The 9,939-nt window shown below is 44.1% G+C and carries 7 protein-coding genes; 4 read left to right on the top strand and 3 right to left on the bottom strand.

The window, feature by feature from the left end; all coding sequences use genetic code 11:
* Positions 1–209: 209 nt before the first annotated feature.
* From AB4517_RS13435 to AB4517_RS13445, 3 genes are all read left to right on the top strand, one after another.
* Complete coding sequence (locus tag AB4517_RS13435; RefSeq protein ID WP_372148474.1) at positions 210–1,532, top strand: capsule assembly Wzi family protein; 1,323 nt, start codon at positions 210–212, stop codon at positions 1,530–1,532.
* 32 nt (positions 1,533–1,564) lie between these two features.
* On the top strand, positions 1,565–4,234 hold the full coding sequence (locus tag AB4517_RS13440; RefSeq protein WP_372148475.1) for an SLBB domain-containing protein: 2,670 nt from the start codon (positions 1,565–1,567) through the stop codon (positions 4,232–4,234).
* A gap of 106 nt (positions 4,235–4,340) precedes the next feature.
* On the top strand, positions 4,341–5,327 hold the full coding sequence (locus tag AB4517_RS13445) for a Wzz/FepE/Etk N-terminal domain-containing protein (protein ID WP_372148476.1): 987 nt from the start codon (positions 4,341–4,343) through the stop codon (positions 5,325–5,327).
* A 161-nt stretch (positions 5,328–5,488) separates the two neighbouring features.
* Here AB4517_RS13445 and AB4517_RS13450 read toward each other — a convergent pair whose 3' ends face one another.
* The 3 genes from AB4517_RS13450 to bamE form a co-directional block, all read right to left on the bottom strand.
* Complete coding sequence (locus AB4517_RS13450; RefSeq protein WP_372148477.1) at positions 5,489–6,088, bottom strand: hypothetical protein; 600 nt, start codon at positions 6,086–6,088, stop codon at positions 5,489–5,491.
* Between the two features lie 198 nt (positions 6,089–6,286).
* On the bottom strand, positions 6,287–7,456 hold the full coding sequence (locus AB4517_RS13455) for a BamA/TamA family outer membrane protein (RefSeq protein ID WP_372148478.1): 1,170 nt from the start codon (positions 7,454–7,456) through the stop codon (positions 6,287–6,289).
* Between the two features lie 126 nt (positions 7,457–7,582).
* Positions 7,583–7,927 carry an outer membrane protein assembly factor BamE gene (bamE, locus tag AB4517_RS13460; protein WP_372148479.1) on the bottom strand — a complete coding sequence of 115 codons (345 nt, stop codon included), beginning with the start codon at positions 7,925–7,927 and terminating at the stop codon, positions 7,583–7,585.
* Positions 7,928–8,281: 354 nt separating this feature from the next.
* Here bamE and AB4517_RS13465 point away from each other — a divergent pair, with 354 nt between their 5' ends.
* Positions 8,282–9,781 (top strand): capsule assembly Wzi family protein, encoded by a 1,500-nt coding sequence (locus AB4517_RS13465; protein ID WP_372148480.1) that lies wholly within the window; start codon positions 8,282–8,284, stop codon positions 9,779–9,781.
* Positions 9,782–9,939: the final 158 nt, after the last annotated feature.

The following is a 9,939-nucleotide window of genomic DNA, read 5'->3' on the forward strand; positions in this document are numbered from 1 at the left end:
ACAATTAGATGCATACCGATTAAAAAGGCACACATTTGTATTTAAGCGTGACACCAACGTCCCTCGTCAGTAGAATTACTAGCCAAAAAGTAATAGTATTCACATTTAGATTGCCTGTAGGAGCCAAACCTAAGGGCGGTAGCGTGTACGCTCTGAATAGCGTTTGCTGCTTTTATCGCTAATATAGTAGGTTAACTCCGGACATCGAAATGAAAGAAAAATTCTTTAAGGGACGAATACACCATCGTGCTGTATGTACCCATGTCTTAATCCCCTTTTCAGCATTAATGTCCCCTTGTGTTTTTGCTTCTCCATGGATTGAGACCCAAGACCCATTTTTAAGAGCATCACTACACAAACTCTCAGACAACTTATTGTTACAGGCGCCAATTAGCAGTTACCCACTTCGTTGGAATACTGTGGGTGATCAAATAAAACAAAAGCACACTCCAGACAATACTCGTTTTGCTGTTCAGCATTTACGACATGCTATGAGCAACGCTCAGTTTGCTCGAGGTAATGTCATGGCTAAGGCCGTGTATCAATCAAGCCCTGAAACACACCTTGGATTTGGCTCTGTTGGAACAGATCACTGGGGTGTCTACTCGAGTTATGAGCATATGGAAGATGATTTTTCTTTTCGTTTGAACATCAACTATGCCGACAGTATTGAGCCAAGTGCAGGTCAATCAGGTACAGAATCTGATTATGACACTCAAGCCAATTTTAAAGGTTCCCATCTCACGTTAAATTCGGGGGCAGCCTTATTCACTATCGGCTATTTAGAGCGATGGTGGGGGCCAACTTGGCAACATAATTTGCAGCAAGGTAGCTTTGGTGAAACCTCCCCAACCCTTCAATTTTCTTGGGTTGGAGACAAAGCCCCTGTAATAGGTTTCTGGAACTTTGATTCTGCTGTCAACTACATAGACCAAGAGAGCAACTACCTTTGGTTAAATCGCTTATCAGCCAAACCACTGCGCGCTTTTGAGCTTGGACTTAACTATCAATTGTCGGATGCAGACAAGCAAGATGATGCATTGAACAGTTATGGTGTCGATGGTCGTCTTACCCTACCGAAATTACAAAATTTTTCACATGCTATCTATGCTAACTGGCAAGAGATTGAGCTAGGAGAAAAAACGTCTGCAATCACTTATGGTTGGGAAGGACAAGCTCATTATTGGGGTGCAGAATTAACTCTGGTCATTGAAGGTCAAACCGTCGATGAACAAGACCGAGATACTTGGACTGACGCACAACAACGACTATTGAACGATCAGACCTCAGTACTTTGGGGAGACAGCGTTTCTGTCGCTCTTTATGCTCAACTCGTGAATGACCATCGAGTAAGCGTTGTTTACAGAGACTCCCAAGCGGAGCAAACCGCAGAGACCGCGACACAAATTGATTATCAAATCCCATTCCAACAAGGCATGTTTAGCTTTGGAGTCGGGTACGTAGATTACACATCACCAAATAAAACCATTGATGAGCCTAATTTTGTCTTTGGTTATGAATATCGTTACTAACTCGTATCGTTAGCAAGGAACCTAAATATCACATGAAGCTGTTTATTAAAGCCACGTTGGCAACATCGATTATTCTCAGTCAGTTTGCTTGGGCTAATCAACCAACGTCAGCGCAAATCGAACAATTTAAGAAACTACCAAAAGCTCAACAAGAGCAACTGGCTCGTCAATATGGTTTTGATTTAAGCGCCCTAAATTCGGGTTCATCACAATCAAATACGCAAGAACCGGTTGCAGCACCAGAAAGAACAACAACTTTACCTATTGAAAATAAAGAGAATAAAGACAAGGTTGCCGATCCTTCGGGTATTCAAGCTTTCGGGTATGATGTATTTAAAGGTACTCCAGACTCGTTTAATACATTCGATAGTGTCCCGGTACCAAACGACTACGTTGTTGGTCCTGGAGATGAAATTCGTATCCAAATGTTCGGTAAAGAAGATGGTGACACCTTAGTTACAGTCGATCGTAACGGTCAAATATCCTTACCACGTATTGGTCCTGTTAGTGTGTCTGGCAAATCATTCAGTCAGGTAAATGATGAGCTTGTCGGGTTAATCAAAGAACGTATCATTGGCGGTAATGTACTAGTTTCGATGGGCAACATGCGCATGATGCAAGTGTATATTACCGGGGAAGCGACGGTTCCTGGAGCTTATAACGTTAATGGTGTTACAACACTAACCCAAGCTTTAATTGCTGCTGGTGGTGTGAAAGAAACGGGCTCACTGAGAGAGGTGCAACTTAAGCGTGAAGGCAAAGTGGTTGCTGTATTAGATATGTATAACCTGCTTCTTAACGGTGACAGTAGTCAAGATGTTCGTTTAGAAAAAGGCGATACTTTATTCATACCCCCTAAGAAATCGACCATTACCGTCGATGGTGAAGTGCTTCGTCCTGCACACTTTGAACTAACTAAACCAACATCGTTATCAAAAGTTCTGAGTTATGCTGGTGGAACAAAAGCAACAGCATATCTTGGCAGTGTCACCATAAAGCGTAAGACTCAATCTGGAACTGTTATGGAGACAGTAGATCTTACAAAATCCTCTGGCCAAAATTACAAAGTAAAAGACGGCGATGAAATCCATTTAGGCCTAGTAAGCTCCTACCCAATAAATGCAGTTGGCCTGCGAGGTCAAGCAGTACGTCAGGGGGGGTACGAATATCGACCAGGTATGAGAGTCTCTGATATTGTGTCTTCAATTGACAAAGATTTAAGTGCTACGGCTGATCTTGACTATGCACTTATTGTTCGCGAAGTCGAACCACGCGGCGAAGTGGAAGTTCTTCAGTTCAATCTAGGGAAAGCAATTACATCCCCAGGTTCTAAAAATGACGTTGTTCTTAAGAATCGAGACCATATCTTTGTTTTGACTAATGATATTGACACTGAATATTGGTTTGGAAAGAGTTCACGAAATCAGGCTAACTTAGAGATTGAGAAACTTCAGTTAGAAAAAGAAAAAGAAAAAGAAAAAGCGTCGCAAGCAAATTCAAAAGTAGACAGTCGAATTGATGCTGAAACAGGGGCTGTCATTCATGGCGATGTTCAAGAACACGCTGACACTCAGTCGAATATCTCAGATATTGTAAATACGAAAAGCCTATCGCATCGAGAAAGAGAACTTGAACCTATTATTGAACGACTTCGTTCACAGTCAAAAGAAGGCTCACCCGTAAAATTAGTGGAGATCAGTGGTGACGTAAAATACCCTGGCTTGTACCCATTAGCAAAAGGGATGAGTTCTGCAGACCTTGTTACCGCTGCCGGTGGTTTATTAGAGTCAGCCTTTACAATCGAAGCCGAACTGAGTCGCTTTAATGCTGGTAATGGTATGGACCAAACCGAAGTTATCAAGCATCAACGAATCGACCTAAGTGCGCTGTTAGCAGGTAACCCTGCGGCTGACTCCCGCCTAGAGTCTAAAGATCGACTGATTGTATTCAAAAAGCCCTCTTGGCAATCTGAGATGGTTATAGAGTTACAAGGTGAAGTTATGTTCCCTGGCAGCTATGCAGTAAACCGAGGGGATACGATTCAGGAAGTAATACAACGAGCGGGAGGCTTGACACAATTTGCTTACCCACAAGGCTCGGTATTTTCAAGAGAAAAGCTGAAAGTCCGAGAGCAGCGTGAAATGAAATACCTGCAGCGCGAATTAGAAACGCAAATAGCGAACCTAACGTTACGTAAAAACAGTTCATCGGCAAGTTTCTCATCTAGCCCATCAGAAGCAATGCAATTGGTTCAGAGTTTAAATTCAACACCAGCCTTGGGACGTATGGTGATAGATTTACCCGCTATTATTCAAGGTGATGAAGACGCGAACCTAATGGTAGCCAACGGCGATAAGCTTTACATACCTGAATTTGAAAAGACCGTTTCTATTATTGGTGAAGTTCAGTTTACATCGACTCACACTTTCGACAATGCTAAGACGGTAGATGACTATATCAACCTAGCTGGCGGCACCAAAAAGCAAGCAGATTCGGACCGAGTTTATGTGGTTCGTGCTGATGGCTCTGTGATGATTCCAAATAACTCATATTGGTTTAGCCGTAACAGCGAGTCACTTCGTCCAGGTGACACCATCATAGTACCAATTGATGTGGACTTCCTAGATGGATTGAGCACGATCACCTCGGCAACTCAAATCATGTATCAATTGGGTGTTGCTTGGAGCGCGATCAAGGACTAGTGGTACCACTTAATAGCTAGTATCAAATGCATGCCTCCCCCTTTTTGAATAAGGGGGGAGGCATAGGTTTAGACAACATTGCGTTGTCCTTAATAGAATGATGAAAATGTCGAAATCCCAAACTCCAAACAATGAAAATCAATATCCATTTCCTCCGGGCTACTTTCCGCAGCAACAAGCGGCCGATGATGAAATTGATCTAAGAGAACTATTCAAGGCGATCTGGCAGGGCAAATGGATCATTATCTTAACGACATTTGTCTTTGCTGTCGGGGGTGTGTTGTTCGCGCTTTCTCAACCAAATACTTATAAGTCGAATGTCTTGCTAACCCCGACTCAATCAAGTAGCAGTGGCGGCCTTTCTGGCTCACTGGGCGGACTAGCTGCGATTGCTGGCGTAAATATAGGGGGGGGGGATACTGCAGATCCGAAGGTCGAAGCATTGGCTGTATTACAATCACGCAAGTTCATTGAAGCCTTCATTCAAAAGCATGACCTTTTAGTTCCTTTAATGGCGATTGAGTCCTGGAACGAAGATTCCAATAAAGTTGCTTATGATAGTGAGCTCTATGATGTGACGTCTAACGAGTGGCTATTTGATGAAGATGAGGGTGAAACCTTAGAGCCGACTTTATGGGAAGCGCATAAAGCATTTAAAGATATCTTCAGCGTGTCAGAAGACAAAGACAACGGCATGGTAACTATCGCAATCATCAGTAAGTCTCCTTACATTGCCCAAGAGTGGGTAACGCTCATTGTTAAAGACATCAATAAATGGATGAAAGAGAAAGCGCTCTCTGAAGCCGGTTCAAAGATTGAATATTTAGAAGGGCAGATAAATCGAACCCAAGTAACAGAACTGCAAAACATGTTCTACTCTTTGATTGAAGAGCAATACAAAACACAAATGCTTGCCGAAGTGGAAGATGAGTTTGTATTTAAGACCATTGACCCAGCAGTCGCACCAGAAGAGAAAGATGGACCAAAGCGTGCCCTTATCTGTGTGTTAGCAACGTTACTGGGCGGTATGCTCGGTGTAGCGATTGTCTTGGTTCGATTTGCGTTCAGGAAAGAAGAGGACGTGGCGGCTTAGGGCGATAAGTTTTCCAAGCTAAAGCGATCTAGCTCAACGAAACTCTAATTGAAAGAAATAAGATGCATACTTTTGGCATTCACAAACCTAGAAAGGTCTGTCATTAATATGCATCTCATTTAGAACCCTAGAGAAGGCTGAATAATAGAACCCTCGCGAGTTTAGTATTCTTTTTTTACTGTAAAATCTGCACAACTACTCTCATACTGCTGAAGCTCTGCTCCTCCCCGTAACAAAAATCCGTGATAACGCGCTTTCACTAACTGGTAGTCTAGCGAAGGGGCATACCAAAACGTCACGCGCTCTGCCCCCGTCTGCTTAACTGGAATCACCTCTATCTCATCCCACTTATCGATTTTAATTGTCGTCAGATCTTGAACCTCATAATCATAAGGCTCAGGCCCATCTGTGGCTTGACGAGTTAAGGAGAACGATCTATCCCCATCCAACACATACTGGCGTATCTGAACTGAAAGCGTGTCAACATCCCGAAGCGGCTCACCGTTGTTTTGATACTCCGTGATTTCACCATCGAGATCGACCCGCGTTTCACTGCCGTCATCTGAAAAACTCACTTTCATGTCTCGGCTCTTAAAGCCCGACACAACTTGATGAAAAGAGGTCGTCAACCAGCTATCACTCTCTTCCGACCAAGTAAGCGTTGCCTGTTGATCGTATTGAGTACCAATCCCTAAAATACTGGCCTTACTTTGCGAGATGATAGTTGCGTTGGTTCCTTCCCACGATTCCGTACGATGCATATACCCCGTGCGAATACCACTTAAATAAATCTGATAGTAAGCGGTTCTCTCGCACTGCTGCGGGTGCGATAAAGCCTGTAGATGCGATAAAGCTTGTGGATCCTGTGGCTGCGCCTTTATAGCAGGACTGATTAGTAGCGTTGCAGTTACAGTTAAAGCAAAACAGCCTACCGCGCGAAGCTTCATCATATGAATACCTTAAAAGACTTCATTGACGTTAAGATAAAAGGCGGTTTCATTCTGACCAACGCCCACATCGGCTCTTAAGTTAATTTTATCTTTGATACGAAAACGGAACCCCGTACCAACCGAGGTCAGAATGTCATCATTGAGCTTAGACACTGAAGGCGCAACGCTGCCGGCGGCCCCCCAAAACACCATGCCTAAGCGCTGAACGATCGGCAGTCGGTACTCTACCTGCCCCATCAACATGTGCTCATCACGGTAGCGCCCTTTAATATAGCCGCGCATCGCACTCGACCCGCCAAGGTCTGGCATCGCATACCATGGCACGTCGCCTTCACTGAAAAGGCCTTGTACCTGCCACGCAACCAAACCCGGGATCGGGTTAAGATTCATGTAGTTCGCCACCTCTAAATCATAAAGGCTATACGTTTTTTCACTTTCAAAGTTCTGATACAGGCCGGCATCAAGCTGGAACAACCAACCATCACTCGCATTCAAACGATAATCGCGTGAATCATACACACTTGATAACACCACACCGGCGCTTGTGCCTGATGGCAATTCATAAAGTGGCGTTGAGCTGTTGTCGTTGACTACATTTTCAAGTTTTTCTGCCTTGGCATACGTAATGTCACCACCAACCCCTAGGTAATAGTGAGGTCCCAATGCTGTCATCCAAGTTGGCTTGAAAGAGTACAGCACCTCATCAAACTCATGTTTATTACTGTCTTTATCCCCTGCAGCAATACCTTTACCGTAATACACCGACGCTTCGTTGTGAAGATCCACATCAAGAAGCAAACGCTGCTTGCCTTGATTAAAATAAGTCATATTCTCAATCGACACACCATAAGACTTATTCTGGGAAACAAACGAGTTTACCACCAGCGAAGAAGGCTGCGTCGATTTATCGGCACCATCGGTGTGATATAACCCCACCATCAAAAGCCCCACACCAAACTTTTTCTCAGGAGTGTAATACGCCGTAGGTAGGTAGCTCATATCAATGGTTTTGCTCTCATCAAACTCACCATCCGCGCCAAACACATCCAAGACATCATCCACCCAGGTGTGCTCAAGATATTCTGGGGTTTCAAACAAAGGCTCAATAGGCTCAGCTAATACACCTGCACTTAACAGTGCTACGGTTACTGAACACAATGGTAAAGAAGTAGACTTCATGGACGTCCTTGAAATAAATCGCAATAATATTTTTGGTAAAAATGAAAAAGCATGTTAACTCTTTGGGCTTAACGCAGATCTACGCTCTTGCTCTATTTAGGCGGGAACATCGACATACAACTCCGGTTACTTCGATTCATCAAGAGTCGTAGCGACCACTTTTCCATCGCGTATCATGATATTCGCCGGCTTCGCCTCACCAAGGCAACCATCAGACGCCCACATAACACCTAGTGTTGGGATCACAGCAGGAAACGCCACACACCCCGTCAACGCCCACCAATGCGGTGCTTCTCGCAAAGTATAATGATATTGTTGCTGATTGGTATTTTGACTCACTCGTTCGGGGTTACCTAATACCGCAGTCACTTCATCTTGTGTCATTCCAGGAGCAATGACTTCTAGTTTATCGACAGAGGCGCACCCACTTAGCAAAGTGACGAGCCCTAGCGCACTTAACATTGTTTTCATTGAATCGTTGTCACACTTGATTAGAGAAATAACGAACATTATAGCCACAACTCTATCAAAAAAAAGTAAAAAGCGAGGTGACCTCCCAGCGCCATTAACATCATAGTTAAAGGGTTAAAGGGTTAAAGTATTAAAGCGTCATGCGACTATCGGATAACATTCGTTTTTAATCTTTTTAAATCCAAAAATTGAAATTACCCCCATCAAGGCTGAGACGCTTGTGAGGAAGAGTTTATATTAGAGAAATTACCCAATAATATTAACTCAACCTTAAGTATCTCAAACTGGTTGCTTGTTGCACAACACCGTCTTCCTGTATTATCCAAGGCAATTTCATTATTAATGTTAGTGACTATGGACTTACCAATTAAATATCTAGCCAGAGGACTGGCTCTTTCTACTCTTGTGCTCTCACCCCTTTCTTACGCCAAACCTTGGATTGAGCCTACCGACTTACACCTTAGAGCTGACCTTCAATTGCTGGCCAATGCTGGTGTTATTACTGTGCCGATTACCACTTACCCACTGATGTGGGATGGGGTCATCAGTGATGTTCGTGCCAACTCAGATAGAGCAAAGACAGCAATGGAAACCGACGCGGTACGCCGAGTCACTCGAGCATTCAGCCACTCACAACGCAGTAATGTTAAGTTAGAAGCAGGTGCGGCTTCAGAAGCATCACGCTTCCAGCACTTTGGCACGCCAACACGTGAAAAAGGCGAGGTAACGGCAGGCTATAATAATCAAGGGGATTGGTGGGCACTTAATGTCGAGGCTACTTACGCTTACGACGCGCAAGATGATGAAGACGTTCGTTTAGATGGGTCTTATATTGCAGCGATTCTAGGTAATTGGGTAGTCAGCGCAGGATACCAGCAGCAATGGTATGGCCCGGGTTGGGATACTGCACTCACCATGAGCACCAACGCACGTCCATTAGCGTCGGTTAACATTACTCGCCATAACCCAGAAGCGTTCGATGTGCCAGTATTGGAATGGCTAGGGCCATGGACAATGACGACAGGTGTTGGTTGGATGGATGACGAACGTCATATGGAAGATACATTGCTTTGGACGTTCCGCGGTACCATTAAGCCCCACCCTAACTTTGAATTTGGGGTTTCACGAGCGGCGCAGCTCTGCGGCACTAATTCAGACAATGGTTTTGAAAAGTCTTGTGACTTGAATACTTGGTGGGATATGTTGGTTGGTGATACCAATGACTATGAATCTGAAAATCCGGCCAACCAACTTGCTTCTGTAGATGCCAGGTGGGGAGATACATTCCGCGGCGTTCCATACAGCTTATATTGGGAATCAATGGGAGAGGACGCTGTAAGATTAGATCGGTTCCCTCCATTCCAAGCCAAGAGCTACCTCTACGGTGCAGATGTCTCTTATGAGTTGGCAGAGCAAAGCATTACCACGTTTTTTGAATACTCAGAAACCATGCCGACATGTGGTGGAGTATTCAACTGCGCCTATGAACATAGCACCTACAAAACAGGCTATCGCTATCAAGACCGTGTGCTAGGTTCAACCTACGATAACGATGCCAATACCTATACGCTTGGTTTTATCGGCTTTAGTCACCAAACAAGTCATCGATGGAAAGCCAATATTCGTTACTTAGAGCTGAACAAAGACAATAGCAATAGTAACGAAGCGCAAGGAGGAGGCAACAAAGTTTCGCCTAATGGTGAAGATACATGGAACGTTGACTTCAGCTACTTGTTCCCAATCACGAAAGGTGAAATTGAGCTTGGCGCAGAATATAGCTTTATTCAATACCGGGATGGCAGCAGTGATGACAACAACCTAGCAGGTTGGGCGAACTGGCGATATCTCTTCTAGTTGAGCTGTTTAAGCTAGATTATGAGCTACCTTGAAAAATACTGACTATAACGAGCCCTGTTTGGTGGGCTCTTTATCACGCTTACGCCGAAACTACAACCCTGCCAGATAGAGATACCATCAAAATCTATTTTCTAAGCAGGGCAAGATCATGAAAA

Origin of the sequence: Vibrio sp. 10N.222.52.C3 (assembly GCF_041474195.1) — a bacterium.
Classification (GTDB): Bacteria; Pseudomonadota; Gammaproteobacteria; order Enterobacterales; family Vibrionaceae; genus Vibrio; species Vibrio crassostreae_C.

Bases quoted from the DNA above. Each gene is read 5' to 3' on its own strand.
- AB4517_RS13440 (WP_372148475.1), top strand. From the start codon at position 1,565: ATGAAGCTGTTTATTAAAGCCACGTTGGCAACATCGATTATTCTCAGT.
- AB4517_RS13455 (WP_372148478.1), bottom strand. From the start codon at position 7,456: ATGAAGTCTACTTCTTTACCATTGTGTTCAGTAACCGTAGCACTGTTA.
- AB4517_RS13435 (WP_372148474.1), top strand. From the start codon at position 210: ATGAAAGAAAAATTCTTTAAGGGACGAATACACCATCGTGCTGTATGT.
- bamE (WP_372148479.1), bottom strand. From the start codon at position 7,927: ATGAAAACAATGTTAAGTGCGCTAGGGCTCGTCACTTTGCTAAGTGGG.
- AB4517_RS13465 (WP_372148480.1), top strand. From the start codon at position 8,282: ATGGACTTACCAATTAAATATCTAGCCAGAGGACTGGCTCTTTCTACT.
- AB4517_RS13450 (WP_372148477.1), bottom strand. From the start codon at position 6,088: ATGCATCGTACGGAATCGTGGGAAGGAACCAACGCAACTATCATCTCG.
- AB4517_RS13445 (WP_372148476.1), top strand. From the start codon at position 4,341: ATGTCGAAATCCCAAACTCCAAACAATGAAAATCAATATCCATTTCCT.